The sequence below is a fragment of the Salinivibrio sp. PR5 genome, assembly GCF_001996085.1.
Classification (GTDB): domain Bacteria; phylum Pseudomonadota; class Gammaproteobacteria; order Enterobacterales; family Vibrionaceae; genus Salinivibrio; species Salinivibrio proteolyticus.
This window is the reverse complement of the sequence record NZ_MUFK01000006.1, coordinates 1-22,196: the sequence shown is the minus strand read 5'-3', so window position 1 is coordinate 22,196 and position 22,196 is coordinate 1. Positions and strand designations below refer to the sequence as shown.

Genomic DNA, 22,196 nt, shown 5'->3' with positions numbered 1-22,196 from the left:
TATAACGGGAAAAAGGCAGAGCCGTTAAGTAGTTCTAACGTTAGAAAACTTAACGGCGCATTCTGTTCTACTCGGTGGTGACTTTCTGCTTTTGGATTGGCAGCACTTTAACTTGTTTGATCATATTCTCGGCAACATCGACGATTTCAATGAGGTGGCCGTCAATTTCCACGCTTAGGCGGCTATTAGGAATATCCTCCAAGTGCTCCAAGATCAAACCGTTCAATGTGCGGGGGCCGTCGGTAGGGAGATCCCAGTTCAGGCTCTTATTCAAATCACGGATATTGGCGCTACCCTCAATCAGGTAACCGCCATCTGTCAGCGGAGTGATTTCTTCGGCTAAGCTTGGCGAGAGTGAGGTGGTAAATTCCCCCACGATCTCTTCGAGAATGTCTTCTAAGGTCACCAAACCGATAATATCGCCGTACTCATCCACAATCAGACCAATGCGTTGCTTGTTACGCTGGAACTTCAGCATCTGTACGTTGAGCGGGGTGCCTTCCGGTATGAAGTACACTTCATCTGCAGCGCGCAACAAGGTCTCTTTATTGAATTCGTTTTTCTCGACCATCAAGCGGTACGCTTCTCGTACCCGTAACATGCCGACTACTTCGTCGATGGTGTCACGATACAGCACCATACGGCCATGTGGCGCATGGGTAAGCTGGCGCATAATGGACTTCCAGTCATCGTTGACATTGATCCCTGTGATTTCGTTACGGGGCACCATAATGTCGTCTACCGTCACCTCTTCGAGCTCTAAGATCGAGATCAGCATATGCTGGTGACGACGAGGGATTAAACTGCCAGCCTCATTAACGATGGTACGCAACTCCTCGGTACTTAAATTGTCTTTCCCATCACTTTTCACGCCTAAGCCAAGTAAGCGTAGAAAGCCGTTAGTAATGAAGTTCACCAAGCTTACAACCGGGTAAAACACCTTCATTAAGATGGTGAGTACAAAGCTGCTGAGAAAGGAAACGCGCTCAGGGTATAAGGCTGCCAAGGTTTTCGGTGTCACTTCTGCAAACACCAAAATCACCATCGTCAGGACACCGGTCGCAATCGCAATGCCGGCATCACCATAAAGGCGTAGCCCTAAGACAGTCGCAATAGAAGAGGCAAGAATATTGACGAGGTTATTGCCGATTAGAATGAGTCCAATCAAGCGATCCGGGCGTGCTAGCAACTTTTCAACGCGCTTGGCACCGGTGTGGCCCTGTTTAGAAAGGTGGCGTAATCGATATCGATTCAGTGCCATCATGCCTGTCTCAGAGCCGGAAAAATACCCGGAAATGACGATAAGCAATACCAAGAAGGAAATTAATATTCCCGTCGATATGTCGTCCAACGAACTGTTCCTTACGTTTGTTTTAAAATGTGAGCGTCTGCTCGAGAGTATAACACTGGCATGCCGTTGGGTGGTGAGCGCACCCATCATGCATTCTAGAGTGACGATTAACCCGCAATAAGGATCTCGCGAACAAATCGGCTACCAAAGTAGGCCAATGTGAGTAGAAAGGCGCCTACAATACTAAACCAAATCACTCGACGTCCACGCCAGCCAGATTGATAGTGGCCCCATAGTAGCACACCATAGACCACCCATGCTGCCATCGATAGGAAGGCTTTATGCGCTTTTCCTTGCGCGAACATATCATCGACAAAAACAAATCCAGTAATTAAGGTGAACGTCAGTAAACTCTGACCCACTAAAATGATGTTGAAAAGTTGGCGTTCCACCATCATTAAAGGTGGGACGTTATGGTTGATGACCTGACGCTTTTTATGTTTTAACTGATAGTCGAGCCAAGCCAGCTGCAGTGCGTACAAGGTTGCAATCATCAGGGTCGAGTACGCAAACAGCGCCAAGGAGATATGCAACAACACCTCAGGGTGTGACTCTAAATGGGTAATAAAGGCACCGGGTAGCAAGGTCGCGCTGGCGAGGTTTAACCCCGCAAAGGCATAGACAACCGGCAGCAAAAACCATAAACGGAGTCGGAAAATCAGGCCGGTAGTCATCATAGCAATGATGAAACTTACCAACGACGCGACGTTGAGTATGCTTAAATTTTGCCCGCTGCCAGAAAGGATTAAATCCTTGAGCAGATATGCGTGCAATGCCAGCGCAGCCAGTGCAGTAAAGAAGACCGGCTTCGCACTAATCTGATTGTTGCTGGACAAGCCGGGGATGATCTGCAAAATGGCGGCCAGATAAAGCAGTGATGCCAATAAGGCTGTCAGAATATCCATCGTCACCGATCAGTCAGTTAATCAATAAGAATGAAGGTGTGAGTATACCTTGCCTCAATCTCTGTCGCTATCGATACATGCAAGCGATGGGGGGATTGCGGTATAATCTCAATTAATTTCGCGACAGCGATTGCACCCTGACGGTCAATGTCATGGGCCAATAGGACGAGTGGGCGAGTAACGCATGTTTGAAAATTTATCAGAACGTTTATCCCGGACGCTAAAAAATATCAGCGGTCGAGGTCGATTAACGGAAGACAATATCAAGGAAACCCTGCGCGAAGTGCGTATGGCGCTACTGGAAGCCGATGTCGCGCTCCCTGTGGTTCGTGATTTTGTTAAACGCGTTAAAGAGCGCGCCGTGGGGATTGAGGTATCGAAAACCCTGACCCCGGGGCAAGAATTCATCAAGATCGTTCAAGCCGAGCTGGAAGCGGTGATGGGCGATGCTAATGAGCAGCTTGATCTTGCCACCCAGCCTCCTGCGGTGATCCTGATGGCGGGCCTGCAAGGTGCTGGTAAAACCACCAGTGTGGGTAAACTGGGTAAGATGCTCAAAGAGCGTCATAAGAAAAAAGTGCTGGTGGTATCGGCTGACGTGTATCGCCCCGCGGCGATTAAACAGTTGGAAACACTGGCCAGTGAAGTTGGCGTTGATTTCTTTCCGTCGAGCGCAGACCAGAACCCAGTAGATATCGCCAAAGCAGCGCTCGATGAAGGGAAGCTCAAATTCTACGACGTGGTGATCGTCGATACCGCCGGTCGTCTGCACGTTGACGATGCAATGATGGACGAGATCAAAGACGTTCACCATGCGATAAACCCAGTCGAGACTTTGTTTGTGGTGGACGCCATGACCGGTCAAGACGCCGCGAACACCGCCAAGGCTTTTAACGATGCGTTAGCACTGACTGGTGTGGTATTGACCAAAGTCGATGGTGATGCGCGTGGTGGTGCTGCATTGTCGGTTCGCCATATTACCGGTAAGCCGATTAAATTCTTGGGTGTGGGTGAGAAGACTGACGCACTAGAGCCCTTCCATCCTGACCGGGTGGCATCCCGTATCTTGGGTATGGGTGACGTGCTGTCACTTATCGAAGATCTCGAGCGTAATGTCGATAAAGACAAAGCCGAGAAAATGGCCAAGAAGTTCAAAGAAAAGAAAGGCTTTGATCTGGGCGACTTCCGTGACCAACTGCAGCAAATGAAAAGCATGGGCGGCATGATGGGGATGATGGATAAGCTCCCGGGTATGTCGAACTTACCGGCCAACGTGAAAGATAACGTTGATGATAAGATGTTCGTGCAAATGGAAGCTATCATCAATTCGATGACCCCACGTGAGCGTCAACGCCCTGAGATCATCAAAGGCTCGCGCAAAAAACGTATCGCAGCCGGCTCTGGGACCCAAGTGCAAGACGTCAATCGTTTGCTCAAGCAGTTTACCCAGATGCAAAAAATGATGAAGAAAATGCAAAAAGGCGGCATGCGTAACATGATGCGTCAGATGAAAGGCATGATGCCGCCGGGTGGACCTGGTGGTGGCTTTATGGGCTAACCCATTTTGCAGGCGGATGAAGCGTCAGCCTGCATGACAACTCGCTGTGAGGCTTGGGACAGCTGGTGAAAATTTGGCTAAACCAGTTGCAATCACAGCAATAAAGAGTAAAATTCCCGAGCTTTATTTTGGCACGAGGCCCCGCATTGCTTACGCGAAACGGGGCCAATTTTATTAAGTAATGCAAATGAGGACGATATGGTAACCATTCGTTTGGCACGTCATGGCGCGAAAAAACGCCCATTCTATCAAATCGTTGTAGCTGACAGCCGCCAGGCGCGCGACGGTCGCTTCATCGAGAAAATCGGTTTCTTCAACCCTGTAGCTCAAGGCCAGGAAGAGAAACTACGCCTTGACCTGGATCGCGTAAACCACTGGGTTGGCGAAGGCGCTGCGGTTTCTGACCGTGTTGCTAAGCTGATCAAAGACGCAGCGAAAGCAGCGTAAGCAATCAGTGTCAGGGTTAAAAGAAGAAATGAGTGAGCAAGAAACTATCGTCGTCGGCAAGCTTGGCTCGTCATACGGCATTCGAGGCTGGCTCAAGATTTTTTCTTACACTGAAGAAGCTGAGAGCATTTTTGCCTACTCACCGTGGTTTATCCAGGTGCGTGGCGAGTGGCAACGTTTCGAGTTAGAAGACTGGAAGCGCCACAACAAAGGGTATGTTGCCAAGCTCAAAGGGCTGGATCAGCGCGAAGACGCGCAGATGCTGACCAATGCCGAAATCGCCGTTAGTGCTGAAGCACTGCCAGCGTTATCGGATGAAGAGTTTTATTGGCGTGAGCTGTTTGGCATGGACGTGGTGAATACGAAAGGCTATCACCTCGGTACTGTGACAGACATGCTTGAAACGGGCTCGAACGACGTACTTGTCGTTAAAGCCAACCTGAAAGATGCTTTTGGCAAAAAGGAACGTTTAATTCCGTTCCTTGAAGAGCAGGTCATCAAGTCGATTGATCGCACTGCTCAACGGATCGAAGTTGACTGGGATCCTGGTTTTTAAACTCCAACAGTAAGCGAGCGGAAATATGTGGGTTGGCATTATCAGCCTTTTTCCAGAAATGTTCCGAGCCGTCACTGATTTTGGAGTCACGGGCCAAGCGGTTAAAAAAGGGCTGTTAAACGTCGAAACGTGGAATCCGCGTGATTTCACCCAAGACAAACATCGTACGGTTGATGATCGACCTTACGGCGGTGGCCCCGGTATGTTAATGATGGTTCAGCCGTTGCGCGATGCCATTCACGCTGCCAAACAAGCCGCAGGCGATAACGCGAAAGTGGTTTACCTCTCTCCGCAAGGGCGTAAGCTCGACCAAGCGGGGGTCGAATCACTGGCCAGCAATGAAAAACTTATTTTGATTTGTGGCCGGTACGAAGGGGTAGACGAGCGCATTATACAAACTCACGTCGATGAAGAATGGTCGGTAGGAGATTTTGTGCTCAGTGGGGGCGAGCTGCCCGCGATGACGTTAGTAGACGCTGTTGCTCGGTTTGTACCGGGCGTTTTAGGCGACATGGCGTCAGCAGAGGAAGACTCCTTTGCCAACGGGTTGTTAGACTGTCCACACTACACGCGTCCTGAGTTGTTAGATGGGTTGGCGGTACCAGAGGTGCTAAAATCCGGAAACCATAAGGACATTCGTCGCTGGCGATTAAAGCAATCGCTAGGTCGCACTTGGCTACGACGACCAGAGCTCCTGGAAAACCTAGCTCTGACTGACGAACAGGAATCACTACTTGCCGAGTTCATTAAAGAGCATCGAGCAAGTGCCGAATCAAATTGAGTTTCAGTTTATTCTAGGGTTATAGACAATGAGTAACATCATCAAGCAGCTCGAAGACGAGCAAATGAAAAAAGACCTGCCTGAGTTTCAAGCAGGTGACACTGTCCTGGTACAGGTTAAAGTAAAAGAAGGTAACCGTGAGCGTCTGCAGCCATACGAAGGTGTGGTAATTGCTAAGCGCAACCGTGGCCTGCACTCTGCATTCACCGTACGTAAAATGTCTAGCGGTGAAGGTGTAGAGCGTACTTTCCAAACTCACTCGCCAGTTATCGACAGCATTACTGTTAAACGTCGCGGTGCAGTACGTCGTGCCAAACTGTACTACCTGCGTGAGCGTTCTGGTAAGTCAGCTCGAATCAAAGAGCGTCTTAACAAGAAGTAATCGCTCCGGCGTTTATTGCTCAGAAAGCCCGTCCCGATGGACGGGCTTTTTTATTGTTCTCTTACAGTCAAGTCACGAAACCACTTAATGCCCGTCACGACCATTTAACTTGCTATGTTGCCACTCACTGAAAGAGCGCAAGACATAGACAAACAATAGGGCAAAATGGCATCCGTACCTTACTCACTGATTAGCAGCATCGCTGCGTATCGAGACGGAGAACGAGAATGTCCTGGTTTCTACTCTGCGTAGTGGCTTTGATCGCCGGCTACTTCACTTATGGCACCTTTATTACCAAGGTGTTCGGTCCTAAACCCGAACAAGCCACACCTGCCATGAGCATGAACGATGGTGTGGATTACGTCCCGCTATCTGATAAAAAAGTTTATCTTATTCAACTTCTTAATATTGCAGGCCTTGGGCCGATTTTTGGTCCAATCCTCGGTGCCTTGTATGGGCCGGTAGCCATGTTATGGATTGTGTTTGGCTGTATATTTGCCGGTGCGGTCCATGACTATTTCTCAGGTATGCTGAGTGTCCGAGCAAAAGGCGCGTCGGTTCCTGCGGTGGTCGGCGAGCACTTAGGTAACTTCGCTAAACATTTTATGAACTTCTTTGCGGTGTTACTCTTGATGCTAGTGGGCGTAGTCTTTGTCTTGGGCCCTGCCAAGCTGCTAGGTAGCTTATCGGCGATGAGTGTACCGGTATGGGTGGCGATCATTTTTGCTTACTATATCCTCGCGACTGTGGTACCGATCGATAAAATTATTGGTCGCTTTTATCCGTTCTTTGGCGCCTTATTGGTCTTTATGTCGGTCGGCTTGATGATTGGCTTGGCCGCGAGCGATCACAGCTTCTACAGCCAAGGGCTCGATTTTGCCACTAACTTCCATCCCACCGATCTGCCATTGTGGCCACTGCTCTTTATCACTATTGCCTGTGGGGCGGTGTCAGGTTTCCATGCCACCCAGTCGCCATTGATGGCGCGCTGCATGCAAAATGAAAAGTCGGGTCGCTTTATCTTCTATGGTGCCATGATTGGTGAAGGTGTGATCGCGCTTATCTGGTGTAGCTTAGGATTAAGCTTTTACGAATCCACGGATGCGTTGAACCAAACGCTCGCCAATGGCGGTCCTGCCGCTGTGGTGCATGAGGTCTCTACCTCGCTCTTGGGCACCGTTGGGGGCATTATGGCGGTATTAGGTGTGATTGTATTGCCTATTACCTCAGGGGATACTGCGTTCCGCTCTGCGCGTTTGATCATTGCTGACTTTTTGAATATTCAGCAAAAGCCATTGATGAAACGTCTCCTGATTGCGATTCCTATGTTTGTGGTGGGTTACTTGATCACCAAGGCCGAGTTTGGCGTGATTTGGCGCTACTTTGGTTGGGCCAACCAAACCACGGCGATGATCATGTTGTGGGCCGCGGCAGCCTACCTAATTAAGCGTGATAAGCTGCACTGGGTCTGCACTATTCCAGCGATGTTTATGACCGCAGTGACGGTGACCTACTTAGCCAACGCCGACATTGGCTTTGGCTTACCGATGAACACAGCGACCATCATTGGCCTGGTAACAACGGTGGTGGCGAGTATTGCGTTCCTCGTGGTCTATAAGCCGAATCCTCAGCTGATTGCTGACGAGCAATGATGCCATCCTAACCAATTGGTATTACAGCAATAACGTATAAAATGCGCTATGATCAAAGCCTCAGCATTCGCTGGGGCTTTTTTGATCAAAAGGATGGTGGCATGAAACACGCGCTTTTTTCGTTACTGACTATTGTGCTAATGGCGGGGTGTGCAGCGTCGACCACACAAGCGTTAGTGGATGAGCAAAACTGGTATGGACTGGGTGAGCAAGATGGCCAGCGCGGGCTACCACAGCGAACCTTAAACGATTTACGCACACTGGCGAACAAAGCGGGCGACCGTATGACCGCCAATTACCTCGACTACGAGCGAGGCTATATTCATGGCATTGACGCATACTGCAATCCTGCACATGCGTATCAACTCGGGTTGGATGGCAACCCCTATATGGGCGTGTGCGAAAGCCGACCCGGCTCACAGCGTTTTCGTATGGAGTGGCAACGTGGCTATAACGATTACCAAAGCCAAGCGAATAGCCAGTTTTACTAGTGCTAAAACCGGTGCCGGCATCAATTATGGGTAAGACCAAGTTTATCTTTCAGTGCCTTAAGATAACGTCGGCTTACCGGTACCGAATGAGAGGAGGCGGTCACCACCTCTGCGAGCCCATTGTCTAACAACCGGATCTCCCGAATGGCGGCAGGATGCACCAAAAATTGTCGGTGGCAGCGCATTAAGGGCGTTTTGTCTTCCAAGACTTTCAAGCTTAAATGGGTGACGGATTCACCATTGGCGGTGAGTAGTGTCACGCCAGTTACTGAGGTGCGTGCCACTTCAACATCCTGGTGAGGCACTAAGGTAATCCGGTTATGGCCCGCACAAGGGAGCAGCTCCAGTGCGGGTGTGATCGCCTGATAGTCCTCTTGTCGGTTTAACTCACGCGACAGTTTGTCGAGTGACTTTTTTAAGCGCGCGGTTTCGATGGGCTTGAGCAAATAATCAAATGCGTTGTCCTCAAAGGCTTGTACGGCAAACTCATCATAGGCGGTGACAAACACCACTTTGGGCATGGTCTCGGGGTCAAGCATTGCAAGCAGCTCAAGGCCGGTGACGCGAGGCATTTGAATATCTAAAAACACCACATCGGGGCGGGTGTGATTAATGGTTTTTAGTGCGTCGATAGCATTGTTGCACTGTCCAACCACCTCAACGCCGCCAAGCGCGAGTAGCTCATCTTCCAAGGCTTCACGTGCATAGAGTTCGTCATCCACGATTAACGCTCGAATCATGTCATGGTCTCCTTGTTTGGGGCAGTATCGGTTAATGGCAAGGTCACGGTGGCACGTGTCCAGTGATCATGCTGGCATGTCATTTTAAGCCCGTATTGTCCGCCGAATAATCCGCGTATCCGTTTATCCACAATACGAAGCCCCAGCCCAGCATGCTGTGCCGCTGGTTGATAGAAACCTGCATTGTCCTCGACTTGTAAATACAGGCACTCGCCTTCTTGCCAACCACGAATGATGATTTGACCGTCGGCCATTAATTGACTGATCCCATGTTTCACCGCGTTCTCAACCAAAGGCTGTAAGGTAAAACTGGGGATCACCGCGTGCAAGATAGCCGGATCAATCTGCTTTTCAACACTCATTCGATCGGCAAAGCGGGCATGTTCGAGTTCCAGATAGGCATCAAGATGATTCAGCTCTTGCTCAAGCGAGACGGTTTCACGGTTTTGTTTTAAGTTACTACGAAAGAAGGTGGATAAGTGCTGGATTAACTGACGGGCGCGCTCTGGCTCGCGCTTGACCACCGCGCTGATGGTGTTCAACGCGTTAAATAAAAAGTGAGGGTTCACTTGGGCGCGTAGCAAGTTTAACTCCGCTTGGGTCAGCAAAGTTTGCTGGCGCTGATAACGGCCGGTTAAAATTTGGTTGGAGAGCAAACGCGCGATCCCTTCTCCCATGGTGACATTGATTGCCGAGAACAGTTTACGTTTTGGCTCATAAAGCTTCACCGTCCCTAGCACATAGCCATCCCCGCCACGCAGCGGGATCACCAACACAGAGCCCAGTTTGCAATGGGGAGACAGTGAGCAGCAATAAGGGGTATCCGCGCCGTCGATATAGATGAGTTGGTCATCCGCAATGGCACGTCGGGTATAATCGGACGCAATTGGGGTACCGGGTAAGTGGTGGTCATCACTAATGCCGGTAAAGGCGAGGATTTTCTCGCGATCTGTGATTGCCACAGCCCCCACGCCGGTTTCTTGCTGGATAATGGCGGCGACCTGTTCACTACTTTGTTGATTAAACCCGCTGCTTAAAATACCGACCGAGCGTTCAGCAATTTTAAGTGCTTTACTGGAAAACGCTGCTGAATAGCGCTCGAACAACGTCTTGCGATCAACAATAATGCTCATAAACATCGCGGCACCGACTGAGTTAGCGATCACCATGGGCGCGGCGATCGCACTGACGAGCTCATAAGCACGACTAAAGGGTTCGGCGACGGCGAGAATGATGGCCATTTGTACCAGCTCTGCTACAAACGTCACGCTCAGGACCACGGTAGGGGAAAACAAGCGGCTGGTTTGGTTGCGAGAGACCAAGTAGCGGTGCATTAAGCCGCCAATCACGCCCTCTGCTGTGGTCGAGATCGCACAAGCTAAATCTGTAAACCCTCCTAAACTATAGCGATGTAGTCCGCCGGTTAAGCCGACCAAAAAACCCACCACAGGGCCGCCAAGCAGACCGCCAAGAACGGCACCGATAGCGCGGGTATTCGCGATTGCGTCTTGGATGTGCAACCCAAAATAGGTGCCGAGAATACAGAAGCCGGAAAAGAGCACATAGCAGACACACTTGTGCGATAGCCGCCCAGAAATACTGAGCAGCGGCATAAACACAGGGGTTTTGCTCAGCAAATACGCGATCACAAGATACACGCTCATCTGCTGCAGCAACGAAAGCACTAACGCCATAACAATAAAAAGGGGTAACTAGAGTTCTCCGTTATAGTAACTGTTGGTGATAAAAGACTCTAATTAAAAATGTATGTGTAAATTAAAAATTACACCGTAATTCAAATGATACAGTCACTATTGCTTTTAAAATATGGGCTGGTATTGTCTATGTAAAACATAGTGAACATCTTTTAGGGCAAGGTCATGCAGCAAGATTCGGTAACCAATATCAACATTCGCGATGAACAAGTGCTTCTCACACCAGAGCAACTTCGCGATCAATTTCCTATCACCAAAAGTACCCGAGCGGCGATTAGTCAGGCCCGTCAGACCGTGGCAGATATTATCAACAAGCGTGATCATCGCCTGCTTGTGGTATGTGGTCCTTGCTCCATTCATGATGTCGATGCGGCGAAAGACTATGCCCGTCGTCTGAAAGCCCTGTCCGATGAGCTGAGCGACCACTTGTTTATTGTGATGCGGGTTTACTTTGAAAAACCACGCACCACAGTGGGCTGGAAAGGGCTTATCAATGATCCTCACTTGGATGGTAGCTTTGATGTTGAGTTTGGTTTAAAGCAAGCACGCAGTCTGCTCACTGAACTTGCTGAAATGGGACTGCCGTTGGCCACCGAAGCGCTCGACCCCATCAGCCCACAATACATTGGCGATTTGTTTAGCTGGGCGGCGATTGGTGCGCGTACTACCGAGTCACAAACCCATCGTGAAATGGCGAGTGGTCTGTCGATGCCGATTGGCTTTAAAAATGGCACGGATGGCAATCTGGCCACCGCCACCAATGCGATGAAAGCGGCTGCTTCAGGGCACCGTTTTATGGGGATCAACCAAGCCGGCCAAGTGGCATTATTGACCACACAAGGCAACCCTAATGGCCATGTGATTTTACGTGGCGGCAAGCAAACCAACTATGATTCAGTCTCTGTGGCCGAGTGTGAGCAGCAACTGCGCGATGCTAACCTGACGCCATCGCTGATGGTCGACTGTAGCCATGCGAACTCTCGCAAAGATTACCGTCGCCAAACCTTGGTCGCTGAAGATGTGATCCACCAGATCAATCAGGGCAACCGGTCTATTATCGGTCTGATGCTAGAAAGCCATATCCATGCGGGGAATCAATCGGCGGATCTGCCCAAAGAAGAGATGGCGTACGGCGTCTCGATCACTGATGCTTGCATTGATTGGGCGTCTACCGAACAATTGCTGCGTCATACGCACCAAGCGTTGGCAACCTCTCTACAACAACGGATTCAACAGGACTAAATCATGGTGGCGGAACTAAGCCGACTGCGCGATCAAATCGATGATGTCGACAAACAAATGGTAACTCTACTCGCCAAGCGACTGGCACTGGTTGCGGAAGTGGGTGAGGTAAAAAGTCAGCATGGCTTGCCCATTTATGCACCTGACCGAGAAGCGGCCATGTTAGCGTCTCGACGAGCAGAAGCCGAAGCGCAAGGGGTGCCGCCCGATTTGATTGAAGATGTGCTGCGGCGCACGATGCGCGAGTCGTACAGTAGCGAAAACGACTCTGGTTTTAAATGCCTAAACCCGGATTTGCGCCGCATCGTGGTGATTGGCGGAGAAGGGCAGTTAGGTCGCTTATTTGCACGCTTATTCCGCTTATCGGGCTATCAAGTGTCTGTGTTGGAGAAAAACGATTGGGACAACGCAGAGGCATTGCTCGCAGATGCCGGCATGGTGGTGGTCTCTGTGCCTATTGATGTCACCGAAACCGTGATCAGCAAGCTTCAACAGCTTCCGAAAGACTGTATTTTGGCAGACCTTACCTCCGTTAAATCTGGCCCGCTACAAGCTATGTTAACGGCGCATCAAGGCCCCGTTGTGGGGCTGCACCCCATGTTTGGTCCTGATGTGGCTAGCCTGGCTAAGCAGGTCATTGTTTACTGCGATGGTCGCGAGCCAGAAGCCTACCAATGGCTGCTCGAGCAATTTCGTATTTGGGGGGCGGGACTACACAGGATCAGTGCTGTTGAGCATGATGAGGGCATGACACTGATCCAAGCGCTGCGTCACTTTACGTCGTTTGTTTACGGGGTCCATCTGGCAGAAGAAAACCCCAACTTGGACCAGCTGACAGCGTTGAGCTCACCGATTTATCGCTTGGAGCTTGCCATGGTGGGGCGTCTGTTTGCCCAAGATGCAAGCTTGTATGCGGATATTATTATGTCCTCACCGCAAAACTTGGCGATGATTAAGCGCTTTTACCAGCGTTTTGGGGAAGCGATTGATTTGCTTGAACAGCACGACAAAGCCACCTTTGTCGATGCGTTTGCTCAAGTCGAAAACTGGTTTGGCGATTACGCGCCGCGCTTTTTACAAGAAAGCCAAGGCCTGTTGCGACAAGCCAACGACGCCACCCATCGCACCGCGACCTAGCTTATGTAAACCACTCCGACAATAGATGATAAATCTATACCCAAACCAGCCGCTTGGCTGGTTTTTTTACAGTGTGCATTTGTCTGTATTTTATACAAAAAAGAGAACTTTGATCCGTTGATTTGATATGGTTTTTAAGGCGCTCTTATTTGGTATGCAATCAAACAATGAAAAAAAGCACTCTGATATATCTTTCACTTAGCCTTTTTACCGTGTTCTTTGCTTCTTTTATCGCATTGATGCTCTATCGTAATGCATTGCTGGCTGTGAACCTCGAACATGGACGTTACTCCGCGTGCTTTGATGATGAAGCGGCTACTGAACATATGATGCCCACATGGTCAGACAAAGAGGCCTTTACGGTTCGATTTGTTCCAGTTGGCGGTCACGATTGCTTGGCGCCAAACTTTCCCGCTATTGAAGTCTCATCCCACAAGGTGACGCACTGGTTGCATATAGTCACGACGTCTGGAGAGCAGCAGTTTTCAGGAAAGCATGCATCGTTTGGTAATGGTCAGTCTGGATGGACTTTTGTCGATGTAGGTAGTCAAGAAAGGCGCAACAACAGTTACCCGTTTTATAGTGAGGGAGAGGTGTTTCGCGATAATCCAAGTTGGACGGCTCCGCCTCATCGAACGTTGCGTTGGGAAGGTATGCTCTTTGGGCTAAGCGAAGTAGATGGGGTCTTTTACCCTGTCGGAGGTATATCTTGGGGGTTCAACTTATTTAGATGGTCTTTGATTCCACAGCCTATTCTTCCAAAGTCATTAGCTCGTCGTCACTGGTTGGCGGTTTTTGGGGCTTTGAACGAAGAGTATCCCTATAAATTCAGTGCGGATACAGCCACTAATAAAACGTTTAAAGAGTGATTATTAATCAGCTAAAGCCCACATTGTGGGCTTTTGGCGTTAATGGCTACTCGCGATTATTCGTCGCTGTCCGGCAGCGATACCTCGGTGGGAGAAATGGTCTCTGACGGGTAGCAGCCGAGCACTTTTAGATAACGGGTCAAAGTAGTGAGCTCGTCCAGCGCACTTTGCATCACCTCACTGGCCATATTGGCTTCAACATCGACATAAAACATCTCTTCCCATGGGTTGCCAAGCACTGGCCGAGATTCAAGCTTGGTCATATTGATGCCGCGCTCTCGCAATACCATCAAACACTCCACCAAAGAACCCGCTTGCTGCGACGTCGACATAATGAACGTGGTTTTTGCAGGTGTAAGTTTGGACACTTTCACCGGCTTACGGGCCACTACGATAAAGCGGGTGTAGTTTTGCTGCTGATTCGCTATATCTGATTTGATTGCCGTGAGGCCATACAACTCACCACTGGCGGCATGGCCGATGGCAGCTACATTAGGTTGGTTTAAATCTGCCACTTGTTGCATCGCGTCAGCGGTGCTTGAACAGTACACTTTATTGATTTTGCCTAAGGTATCGACATACTCGCTGCATTGCTGATGAGGTTGGGGGTGCGCGTACAGGGTATCAATATGGCTGGGATCTTGGTCACCAACGGTCAGTAAGCAATGAGCAATGGGAAGGGTTAACTCGCCAACGATAGATAGCCGGGTGTGCTGCAGCTGATCGTAGACTTCATTGATCGACCCTGAGCTAGTATTTTCAACAGGCAATAAGCCATAGTCGGCATGGCCGGTTTCTACCGTTTCGACCACTTGTTTAAAGCTGTCACAGGCCATTTCAACCAATTCAGTCTGCTTGCGGCTAAAGTACTGGCGCGCGGCGAGATAGGAGTACGAACCTTGGCTGCCCAAAAAGGAAACCCGTGCCACTGGGCGTTGATTGTCGGGGTTGGCCAGAGCTTGCAGATAACGCTGCTGAATCAGCACCGAGTCTTCAATAATGGTGTGGAAAATACTCAGCACATAGTGGGCGTCCAGTTGGTGGGCACTGCCATCACTGACCAATTTTTCCAATAAGGCTTGTTCTCGCGCTTGATCGCGAATCGGTTTTTGAAGCGCGATTTTGTTTTTCGCGACATCCACGCTGAGGCGGCGGCGCTCGGCCAGTAAAGTCAGCAATTCATGGTCTAACTGGCTGATCCGCGTGCGGATCTCGTCCAGTGAAAGTGGCGTGTCTGGCATACATTATCCTTGTTCTAATACAAAAAAACCTCCCGGTTGGGAGGTTAGAGCGCCATGCTGTTAAGGCTTAGCACGCTTCCTCCCGCACAGGCGAGATAAAAAAGAAGCGAAAGAAACGAGCAATAATCAGCATAGGGCCTTGGTTGTTATGTTTGCGTGTCAATTAACCATATTGACAGCGGGGGATGCTGTCAAGCACCAAAAAGCCCCGCGGGGGCGGGGCTGACATGTTTAGCGGGTGAGGTAATGCAATGCGGGTTAGATTTCCTCGTCGGCTGCGTTTTCTTCCATTGCAACCGTTGCCGTTGATTTGTCGTTGCGGCGTGCTTCGCCTTTGTGTTGGGCCTTATTTAATTGCTTTTCGAGCTTTTGGCCCACCTCGTTGATCGCTTTATACATGTCATCGCTTTCCGCAGAGGCCACGATGGTTGATCCTGGCAACCCTGCTTTGGCTTCTACTTTGAACTGATGGTTTGGCTCCTTACTGATCACAGCATGAGGATTGATGAGTGCCACCTGCCACTTGGCCAACTTATCAAAGCGGCTTTCGATGCGCTCACGGATGGCGGGAGTGATCTCGATGTTTTTGCCTGCAATTTCCACTCTCATACTCGTTCCTCTTTGTTCCCCTGTATTAGGTTCATATTCAGATTACCGCTTTCCTCCTTTGATAACGTGACTTGGCTCAAGTTTAAAGGGGGGAGAAAAAACGAAAAGCTGAACTGTGAGCCTTCACGGATCCTGACATTTGTTAAGCATGAAATCCCTTGAACTTAAAGACAAAAATGCTACCTTGGGAGAGGTCACGAATGCTGATTTACCCGCCAGTCAGGGCCGCGTCGCGCCTGTGTATTTTCCTACTTTTCCCTGTGGTTAAAAATGTGCCACAAATCAGCTGGTGCGTTTTGGTGCACTGCGGTGAAAAGAGAGTGGCTCAAGCAAACTGGGCATAAAAAAGGCGACCATGATGGCCGCCTGATAATGCGCTGATAAATAATCAAGGCATTAGTTATTCGCGTGTAGCTCGTGGTTGAGCTCAACCGCACTCTTGTTGGTCAAACACTCAACGGCCCCTGTTTTTGAATTACGACGGAACAGGAGATCGGCTTTGCCCGCCAAGTCACGTGCTTTAACGCTTTCGACCGCATTCCCGTCGGCGTCGAGCATGGTGACTTTGGTACCTGCGGTGACATACAGGCCTGACTCGATGGTGCAACGATCGCCCAATGGGAAGCCAAGGCCGGCGTTGGCACCGAGTAGTGAGTTTTCGCCAATTGAAACGACAATCTGGCCGCCGCCGCTCAAGGTTCCCATGATTGATGCGCCGCCACCAATATCACTGCCGTTGCCGACCATGACTCCCGCGGAGATGCGGCCCTCAACCATGCTGACACCTTCAGTACCGGCATTAAAGTTGATAAAGCCTTCGTGCATCACTGTCGTACCTTCGCCCACATGGGCACCCAAGCGCACTCGGGCGGTATCCGCAATACGCACGCCAGCAGGCACCACGTAATCGGTCATTTTCGGGAATTTATCCACGCACTCAACGGTCAATGTTTCGCCCTTCAGGCGAGCTTCCATTTGACGCTCAGGCAGTTCTGGCAAGTCAATCGGGCCTTGGTTGGTCCAAGCAATGTTGTGTAGCAGACCAAAGAGTCCGTCAAGTACCACACCGTGTGGTTTGACTAAGCGGTGTGAGATCAGTTGAAGCTTGAGGAAGCCTTCCGCCACTGACGCTGGCTTGATGTCATTTTCGAGGATCACCAGTACCAAGGGTTGTGTGGTTTGCTGCGCTTTATTGGCAAAGGTTGCCGCTTGAGAGGCGTCAGCCGCTGAGAAGGCTTCGCTGATCGCACCGCATGTTTCAGGCGCTACCTCGATCACTTGGTTACCCGACGTATAGTCGGTGAGGGCGCTAAGCGCGTTAACCAGCTCATCGCTCGGGTTGAGTAGCGGTGCCGGGAAGTAGGCCTCAATGATTTTACCGTCCTGGTTTTTGGTCGCTGTACCTAGCGCCAGAGCAAAGCTTGCCATCGGGGAAGATCTCCTTGTGTATATTTGGGCTTAAAACATCGAATGCTTCATCTTAAAGACAAGCGGCAGTGGTTGGAAGCGATCAAACGGCGGCTGACGAAAAAACCGCACAGGTCGGGGCAGCGATGCGCCTTAATGCATAGGTGGTGAAGGGGGCGGGCATAAAAAAAGCAAGCCACTGGGCTTGCTCTTTCGCGGATCCTAACAGGGTCAGCAATCACAACATTAAGCTGCGTCGGCGTCTTTGTCGTCGCTATTTGTGTCCGCTTTGGTCTCGCTTTTAGCCGGCTTTTTCTTTGCCGCCTTGCGCTTGGCGCCCAGCGCTTCGAGGACAGAGTCTTTATGTTCAGCGAGGTATAGCGACAAGGCTTCACGCTTTTCTTCGTCGTCTACCAGTTTGCTTTCTTCAATCAGATCGAACAAGGCGTCTGCCATGTCCAACATTTTGTCGTAGGCATCGGCTTCGGCTTTGGAGGTAAATGTCATCTTCTCTTCTCCTTCGCGTTCGACCACGTACTTGACGATAACGGCCATAATCACCCTCTCTTCGTTGATTTACTGTCTTTTTATACAGTACGATAAGGGCCATTGTCTACTGACCCTGCCATGATTGTGACATGAGAGAAAAATTTAGCACTATTTATCAACGTGCCGCCGAACGTAAAGGTGGTCAACGTGCATTAGAGCATATGCTGGTGGCACCGCTTGAACATGATGCCTTGTGTGAGATACCAGATGATCGCTGGCTCGCAGCGTTTAGCCAGAAGGTATTTCAATCGGGGATTAGTTGGCAGGTAGTGCGTAAAAAATGGCCCGGATTTGAAGAGGTGTTCTGGGGCTTTGATATTGAGAAAATGCTGCTGATGCCACCGGAAATGTGGGAAGAAAAAGCCACCAACCCAGCGATTATTCGTCATCTTACCAAGGTGATGACCATTCCGCACAACGCGGAAATGATTCACCGCGTGCAGCAATCGCACGGCAGTTTTAGCCAGTTTGTCGCCGATTGGCCCAGCGAAGATATTGTCGGGTTATGGCAGTATTTAAAAAAGCACGGTAAGCGTTTAGGCGGTAATACCGGTGCTTATACCTTGCGCCGAATGGGCAAGGACACCTTCTTGTTCACCCGTGATATCGAGCACTACCTGCGCGCGACTAAAATCGTTGATAGCGGTCGAGAGACCAAGCGGGCGATGCAAGCAGCGCAACAGGCATTTAATGAGTGGCAGCAAGAGTCGGGGCGTTCACTGAACCATATCAGCCAGCTGATCGCATTCAGTGTGGGTGACAATCGCGTTTAATCGCGCAGCGATTTGCTGTGCCATCACACGGTTAGCAAGCCGTGTGCGAGGTCGCGGCGTATCGATGGCGGTTTGCGCTTAGTACGGCAATCGGCCACAATCGATGCCAGTTATCTTTCCCATGTGAGCGCCTTGTGTTTACTGTTTATCACTCTAATCAGCTCGATCTGTTGAAGTCCTTGTTGGTCTCCCTAATCCAACAGCGACCACTGTCTGACCCTTTTCAAAAAGAACTTATTCTGGTGCAAAGCCCCGGCATGGCGCAGTGGTTAAAAATGGCACTCGCCAATGAGCAGCAGATTGTCGCCAACGTCGAATTCCCGCTTCCCGCTACCTTTATCTGGCAGCTGTTTGTGCGGGTGTTGGATGGCGTGCCTGAGCGCAGTGATTTCAATAAAGAGGCGATGACATGGAAGCTAATGGACATCTTACCCAGCTGTCTGGATGCGCCAGAGTTCGCTGATTTAGCCGCGTATTTGGAAGACAGCCAGGATCAGCAGCGTGCTTACCAGCTGGCCGAAAAAGTGGCCGATATTTTCGACCAGTATTTGGTCTATCGCCCCGAGTGGGTGCTGGCATGGGAGCAAGAACAACCGGTGCCTGAGCTTGACGATGTGCAGCCTTGGCAGCAAAAACTGTGGCGCCGCTTATACGATCACACATTGGCGCTGGGCCAATCGCCTTACCATCGCGCTAACTTGTATCAAGAGTTTATCGATACCTTAACCAGCCATCAGCACAAGCCTGCGGGGCTGGCTGATATTGAGCGGGTCTTTGTGTTTGGCATCTCCGCGCTCCCACCACGCTATCTGGATGCGTTGCAAGCACTGGGCGAGCATGTGGAGGTGCATTTTATGTTCACCAACCCATGCCGTTACTATTGGGGCGATATTCGCGATAAGCGCTATCTGGCTAAACGTGCCGCGTTGGCGCGGGATAAAATCAGCCGAATTGAAGACATCCCCGCCGAGAGCCAATTGGCACTCGGACTTGATGAGCCCGAGCACGGTGAAGTAGGGAACAGCTTGCTGGCGTCGATGGGAAAACTGGGGCGCGACAACTTACTGCTGCTCTCGGAAATGGCCTGCAATGAGATTGATAGCGGCTTCGTTGAGGTCAACCGCGATAATCTGCTGCATCACATCCAAGCCGATATTTTGGATTTGAATGAGCCGGGCGATCCCAAGCAGACTGAAACCAGTACGGCGAAAACAGAAATCGAGCCAGATGATGCTTCGATCGCAATCCATGCCTGTCACAGCCCGATGCGCGAAGTCGAAGTGCTGCACGATCAGCTACTGGCGATGTTTGAGGCCAATCCATCACTGAGCCCCCGCGATGTGATTGTGATGGTGGCGGATATCAATGCCTACAGCCCCGCCATTCAAGCGGTGTTTGGTAATGCACCGAGTGAGCGTTTTATTCCGTTTTCCATCTCAGATCGCAGCGCCGATCAAGAAAGCCCGGTGTTAGCCGCCTTTTTGCGTCTGCTCACCCTACCTGATAGTCGATGCAGTGCGGCGGAGCTGTTGGAAATTCTTGAGGTGCCGGCGGTGTCGCGCCGTTTTGCCATCGACAGCCAACAGTTTGATCAGATTAAGCAGTGGGTGGAAGAAACCGGTATTCGCTGGGGTCTTGATACCCATACCGCAAGCCAATTTGCCTTGCCCGAGCAGTATCAGAATACTTGGCTATTTGGCCTGAAACGTATGCTACTCGGCTACGCGATGCCGAGTGAGGCCGGCTTGTTTGCAGACACCGTCCCTTATGATGAAGTCCAAGGACTTAATGCGGAGCTGGCGGGGCGTTTAGGGCTGTTTATCGACACCTTAATTAACTACCAGCAACAACTGGCGATTGAATGCGATGGCAAGGCGTGGGTGGCGCGGTTGACTCAAATGCTAGATGATTGCTTCGCCATTGAAGGGGATGAAGAGTTAGCAGTCAAATTAATCCGTACCCAGTTAGACAGTTGGCTGACACAGCTTAGCGATGCCGCCTTTACCCACACGCTAACCTTGCCCGTGGTGCGCGATTACTTTAATGGTCGCCTCAATAACGAACGAGTCAGCCAGCGCTTTTTGGCCGGTCAGGTCAACTTTTGCACCTTGATGCCGATGCGCTCTATTCCCTTTAACGTGGTGTGTCTGCTTGGGATGAATGATGGCGTGTACCCGCGCACTGTGCCTAGCGTCGGATTTGATTTGATGGTGGGCCGCACGCGGGCAGGGGATCGCTCACGCCGTGACGATGATCGTTACCTGTTTTTAGAAGCGCTGCAGTCAGCACAGCAGCGTTTATATATCAGTTATGTCGGGCGCTCAGTGCAAGATAACAGCTTAAAAGTCCCGTCGGTTCTGGTTACCGAGCTGCTTGAATATTGTACCCAAGGCTACTGTTTGGCCGGTGACCGCGATTTACCTGAAGTCCAGTCACGCCAGCGGTTGGAAGAAAAACTTATCCAGTTACATCCGCTAACGCCCTTTAGCCCTGATGCCTTTTCCGGTGATGGAAGTTATGCACAAGAGTGGCTACCGGCTGCCAAAGGGCAAGGGACGCAACTGCCGGCATTTATTGGTGATGCGTTAAGCCCCGATCCGGATAGTCATATCGATCCTGTGATTGAATTGGCAGAGTTGCAGCGCTTTTGGCGGTTGCCCGTGCGCTACTTTTTCCAACGCCGCTTGAAAGTCTTCTTTGAGCAGTTAGAAGCGCCGTTAGAAGAATTTGAACCCTTTAGCTTAGATACCTTGCACCGTTTTCAACTGCGCGATCAGCTGTTAGCGCACTTTATTGAGACTGATGACAGTCCCCAAAGCGTGCAGGACTTTATGGCCCGACAGCGTGGGCAGGGCAAGTTGCCTTTGGCGTACTTTGGCGAATTGACCTTGGATACGCAAGTTACGGTGATCCGTGATATGTACCAACGTTTAACGCCTTTACTCGCCGCGCCGCGTCCCGATCTTGAGCTTAATCTGACCCTTCCCACTGCGTTGGGTGAGGTACAACTGCAAGGTTGGCTCAACCGGCGTTATCAAGACTGCTTGGTCCGCTTTCATTGCGGCGATCTGACCGTGCGTCATCAGCTTTCAGTATGGATCGATCATTTATGCCAATGCGCAATGGGCGAAGCCGTGCCGAGTACGCTGGTGGGAGTGAAAGAAACCATCGAGTTTTCCCCACTCAGCAAAGATGACGCGCTTGCACACTTACAAGCTTTGGTTGAAGACTATCAACAGGGCCTCAACCAGCCGCTTACCTATCTGCCAAGCTCAGTCGGGGCGGGGATAAAAGCCCGAGATAGTAAAAAAGGCTTTGATAACAGTGAAACCGGCCAAGACAAAGCCCTAAAAGCGATACGCGATACGTTTGTGGGGGGCTTTAACCCTGGCGAAGGGCAAGACCCTTACGTTTACCGTGTTTGGCCGCAATGGCGAGAGAGCCTCGGCCAAGCGCTGCTAGCGACAGGCGATCGTCACTTAATGCCGATGCTAGCGCAGCGACAAAAGCGTTAGCGTCTTATCTTCTTGCCGTACCTTATTAGCCAGACGTCTTGTCTGGCTTTTTTATGCGTAAAAAAAGAATATCTAACCGGCACACCCTTTGCTCGGACGATGAATGAGGCGGCTAAATGCGGTGCATCACGCGACACTAACAAAGCGGGTTGTTATCACATTGTTGTTTATTTATTAACCAAATGCGTGCGTTTAACGGGTTAATTTATTTGTGGTCTAAACATTAGTCTTACGATTGTTTTGTCGCTGTGATTTATATATTTGTTTATTTATATC

20 protein-coding genes are annotated in these 22,196 nt (G+C 50.4%); 12 read left to right on the top strand and 8 right to left on the bottom strand.

What is annotated here, in order from left to right; all coding sequences use genetic code 11:
* Positions 1 to 67 precede the first annotated feature (67 nt).
* Together BZG82_RS04165 and BZG82_RS04160 are read right to left on the bottom strand one after the other, a co-directional pair.
* A complete protein-coding gene (locus BZG82_RS04165; RefSeq protein ID WP_077479390.1) occupies positions 68 to 1,351 on the bottom strand; it encodes an HlyC/CorC family transporter in 1,284 nt (427 codons plus the stop codon).
* A 107-nt stretch (positions 1,352 to 1,458) separates the two neighbouring features.
* A complete protein-coding gene (locus BZG82_RS04160; protein WP_077663008.1) occupies positions 1,459 to 2,256 on the bottom strand; it encodes a cytochrome C assembly family protein in 798 nt (265 codons plus the stop codon).
* Between the two features lie 184 nt (positions 2,257 to 2,440).
* Between BZG82_RS04160 and ffh the strand changes: the two genes are divergently transcribed.
* From ffh to BZG82_RS04125, 7 genes are all read left to right on the top strand, one after another.
* Entirely contained in the window at positions 2,441 to 3,814 is a 1,374-nt protein-coding gene (gene ffh, locus BZG82_RS04155) for a signal recognition particle protein (RefSeq protein ID WP_069586881.1), read from the top strand.
* Between the two features lie 198 nt (positions 3,815 to 4,012).
* Positions 4,013 to 4,261 carry a 30S ribosomal protein S16 gene (gene rpsP / locus BZG82_RS04150; protein WP_069586882.1) on the top strand — a complete coding sequence of 83 codons (249 nt, stop codon included), beginning with the start codon at positions 4,013 to 4,015 and terminating at the stop codon, positions 4,259 to 4,261.
* Positions 4,262 to 4,289: 28 nt separating this feature from the next.
* Positions 4,290 to 4,817 carry a ribosome maturation factor RimM gene (rimM, locus tag BZG82_RS04145; protein ID WP_077479387.1) on the top strand — a complete coding sequence of 176 codons (528 nt, stop codon included), beginning with the start codon at positions 4,290 to 4,292 and terminating at the stop codon, positions 4,815 to 4,817.
* Between the two features lie 25 nt (positions 4,818 to 4,842).
* On the top strand, positions 4,843 to 5,598 hold the full coding sequence (gene trmD / locus BZG82_RS04140; RefSeq protein WP_069586884.1) for a tRNA (guanosine(37)-N1)-methyltransferase TrmD: 756 nt from the start codon (positions 4,843 to 4,845) through the stop codon (positions 5,596 to 5,598).
* Positions 5,599 to 5,626: 28 nt separating this feature from the next.
* Positions 5,627 to 5,980 carry a 50S ribosomal protein L19 gene (gene rplS / locus BZG82_RS04135; RefSeq protein WP_069586885.1) on the top strand — a complete coding sequence of 118 codons (354 nt, stop codon included), beginning with the start codon at positions 5,627 to 5,629 and terminating at the stop codon, positions 5,978 to 5,980.
* Positions 5,981 to 6,207: 227 nt separating this feature from the next.
* A complete protein-coding gene (locus BZG82_RS04130; protein WP_077677936.1) occupies positions 6,208 to 7,632 on the top strand; it encodes a carbon starvation CstA family protein in 1,425 nt (474 codons plus the stop codon).
* A 101-nt stretch (positions 7,633 to 7,733) separates the two neighbouring features.
* On the top strand, positions 7,734 to 8,123 hold the full coding sequence (locus tag BZG82_RS04125) for a DUF2799 domain-containing protein (protein ID WP_077765255.1): 390 nt from the start codon (positions 7,734 to 7,736) through the stop codon (positions 8,121 to 8,123).
* 20 nt (positions 8,124 to 8,143) lie between these two features.
* On the opposite strand, the gene btsR is transcribed toward BZG82_RS04125, so the two are convergent.
* Complete coding sequence (btsR, locus tag BZG82_RS04120; protein ID WP_077765229.1) at positions 8,144 to 8,863, bottom strand: two-component system response regulator BtsR; 720 nt, start codon at positions 8,861 to 8,863, stop codon at positions 8,144 to 8,146.
* Complete coding sequence (locus tag BZG82_RS04115; RefSeq protein ID WP_077765228.1) at positions 8,860 to 10,557, bottom strand: sensor histidine kinase; 1,698 nt, start codon at positions 10,555 to 10,557, stop codon at positions 8,860 to 8,862. Before BZG82_RS04115 ends, btsR begins: the two co-directional genes overlap by 4 nt.
* Positions 10,558 to 10,743: 186 nt before the next feature.
* On the opposite strand from BZG82_RS04115, the gene BZG82_RS04110 reads away from it, so the two are divergent.
* From BZG82_RS04110 to BZG82_RS04100, 3 genes are all read left to right on the top strand, one after another.
* Entirely contained in the window at positions 10,744 to 11,820 is a 1,077-nt protein-coding gene (locus tag BZG82_RS04110) for a 3-deoxy-7-phosphoheptulonate synthase (RefSeq protein WP_077765227.1), read from the top strand.
* Positions 11,821 to 11,823: 3 nt separating this feature from the next.
* Entirely contained in the window at positions 11,824 to 12,957 is a 1,134-nt protein-coding gene (gene tyrA, locus BZG82_RS04105) for a bifunctional chorismate mutase/prephenate dehydrogenase (RefSeq protein WP_077765226.1), read from the top strand.
* A 167-nt stretch (positions 12,958 to 13,124) separates the two neighbouring features.
* On the top strand, positions 13,125 to 13,826 hold the full coding sequence (locus BZG82_RS04100; protein ID WP_077765225.1) for a hypothetical protein: 702 nt from the start codon (positions 13,125 to 13,127) through the stop codon (positions 13,824 to 13,826).
* 56 nt (positions 13,827 to 13,882) lie between these two features.
* On the opposite strand, the gene pheA is transcribed toward BZG82_RS04100, so the two are convergent.
* The 4 genes from pheA to BZG82_RS04080 form a co-directional block, all read right to left on the bottom strand.
* Positions 13,883 to 15,067 (bottom strand): prephenate dehydratase, encoded by a 1,185-nt coding sequence (pheA, locus tag BZG82_RS04095; RefSeq protein ID WP_077765224.1) that lies wholly within the window; start codon positions 15,065 to 15,067, stop codon positions 13,883 to 13,885.
* A 258-nt stretch (positions 15,068 to 15,325) separates the two neighbouring features.
* Positions 15,326 to 15,676 carry a ribosome hibernation-promoting factor, HPF/YfiA family gene (hpf, locus tag BZG82_RS04090; RefSeq protein WP_077479378.1) on the bottom strand — a complete coding sequence of 117 codons (351 nt, stop codon included), beginning with the start codon at positions 15,674 to 15,676 and terminating at the stop codon, positions 15,326 to 15,328.
* A 396-nt stretch (positions 15,677 to 16,072) separates the two neighbouring features.
* Positions 16,073 to 17,104: a 2,3,4,5-tetrahydropyridine-2,6-dicarboxylate N-succinyltransferase gene (gene dapD / locus BZG82_RS04085; RefSeq protein ID WP_069586682.1), complete on the bottom strand. Its 1,032-nt coding sequence runs from the start codon at positions 17,102 to 17,104 to the stop codon at positions 16,073 to 16,075.
* 225 nt (positions 17,105 to 17,329) lie between these two features.
* A complete protein-coding gene (locus BZG82_RS04080; RefSeq protein WP_069586683.1) occupies positions 17,330 to 17,638 on the bottom strand; it encodes a YebG family protein in 309 nt (102 codons plus the stop codon).
* Positions 17,639 to 17,721: 83 nt separating this feature from the next.
* Between BZG82_RS04080 and BZG82_RS04075 the strand changes: the two genes are divergently transcribed.
* Together BZG82_RS04075 and recC are read left to right on the top strand one after the other, a co-directional pair.
* Positions 17,722 to 18,405 (top strand): DNA-3-methyladenine glycosylase I, encoded by a 684-nt coding sequence (locus BZG82_RS04075; protein ID WP_077479377.1) that lies wholly within the window; start codon positions 17,722 to 17,724, stop codon positions 18,403 to 18,405.
* A gap of 134 nt (positions 18,406 to 18,539) precedes the next feature.
* Positions 18,540 to 21,920: an exodeoxyribonuclease V subunit gamma gene (gene recC / locus BZG82_RS04070; protein ID WP_077765223.1), complete on the top strand. Its 3,381-nt coding sequence runs from the start codon at positions 18,540 to 18,542 to the stop codon at positions 21,918 to 21,920.
* The last annotated feature ends 276 nt before the right edge of the window (positions 21,921 to 22,196 follow it).

Excerpts from the sequence above, each read along its gene's own strand:
- BZG82_RS04110 (WP_077765227.1), top strand. The coding sequence starts at position 10,744 with ATGCAGCAAGATTCGGTAACCAATATCAACATTCGCGATGAACAAGTG.
- trmD (WP_069586884.1), top strand. The coding sequence starts at position 4,843 with ATGTGGGTTGGCATTATCAGCCTTTTTCCAGAAATGTTCCGAGCCGTC.
- BZG82_RS04075 (WP_077479377.1), top strand. The coding sequence starts at position 17,722 with ATGAGAGAAAAATTTAGCACTATTTATCAACGTGCCGCCGAACGTAAA.
- rimM (WP_077479387.1), top strand. The coding sequence starts at position 4,290 with ATGAGTGAGCAAGAAACTATCGTCGTCGGCAAGCTTGGCTCGTCATAC.
- BZG82_RS04125 (WP_077765255.1), top strand. The coding sequence starts at position 7,734 with ATGAAACACGCGCTTTTTTCGTTACTGACTATTGTGCTAATGGCGGGG.
- ffh (WP_069586881.1), top strand. The coding sequence starts at position 2,441 with ATGTTTGAAAATTTATCAGAACGTTTATCCCGGACGCTAAAAAATATC.
- rpsP (WP_069586882.1), top strand. The coding sequence starts at position 4,013 with ATGGTAACCATTCGTTTGGCACGTCATGGCGCGAAAAAACGCCCATTC.
- pheA (WP_077765224.1), bottom strand. The coding sequence starts at position 15,067 with ATGCCAGACACGCCACTTTCACTGGACGAGATCCGCACGCGGATCAGC.
- rplS (WP_069586885.1), top strand. The coding sequence starts at position 5,627 with ATGAGTAACATCATCAAGCAGCTCGAAGACGAGCAAATGAAAAAAGAC.
- BZG82_RS04100 (WP_077765225.1), top strand. The coding sequence starts at position 13,125 with ATGAAAAAAAGCACTCTGATATATCTTTCACTTAGCCTTTTTACCGTG.
- btsR (WP_077765229.1), bottom strand. The coding sequence starts at position 8,863 with ATGATTCGAGCGTTAATCGTGGATGACGAACTCTATGCACGTGAAGCC.
- hpf (WP_077479378.1), bottom strand. The coding sequence starts at position 15,676 with ATGAGAGTGGAAATTGCAGGCAAAAACATCGAGATCACTCCCGCCATC.
- BZG82_RS04115 (WP_077765228.1), bottom strand. The coding sequence starts at position 10,557 with ATGGCGTTAGTGCTTTCGTTGCTGCAGCAGATGAGCGTGTATCTTGTG.
- BZG82_RS04160 (WP_077663008.1), bottom strand. The coding sequence starts at position 2,256 with ATGGATATTCTGACAGCCTTATTGGCATCACTGCTTTATCTGGCCGCC.
- dapD (WP_069586682.1), bottom strand. The coding sequence starts at position 17,104 with ATGGCAAGCTTTGCTCTGGCGCTAGGTACAGCGACCAAAAACCAGGAC.
- BZG82_RS04130 (WP_077677936.1), top strand. The coding sequence starts at position 6,208 with ATGTCCTGGTTTCTACTCTGCGTAGTGGCTTTGATCGCCGGCTACTTC.
- BZG82_RS04080 (WP_069586683.1), bottom strand. The coding sequence starts at position 17,638 with ATGGCCGTTATCGTCAAGTACGTGGTCGAACGCGAAGGAGAAGAGAAG.
- tyrA (WP_077765226.1), top strand. The coding sequence starts at position 11,824 with ATGGTGGCGGAACTAAGCCGACTGCGCGATCAAATCGATGATGTCGAC.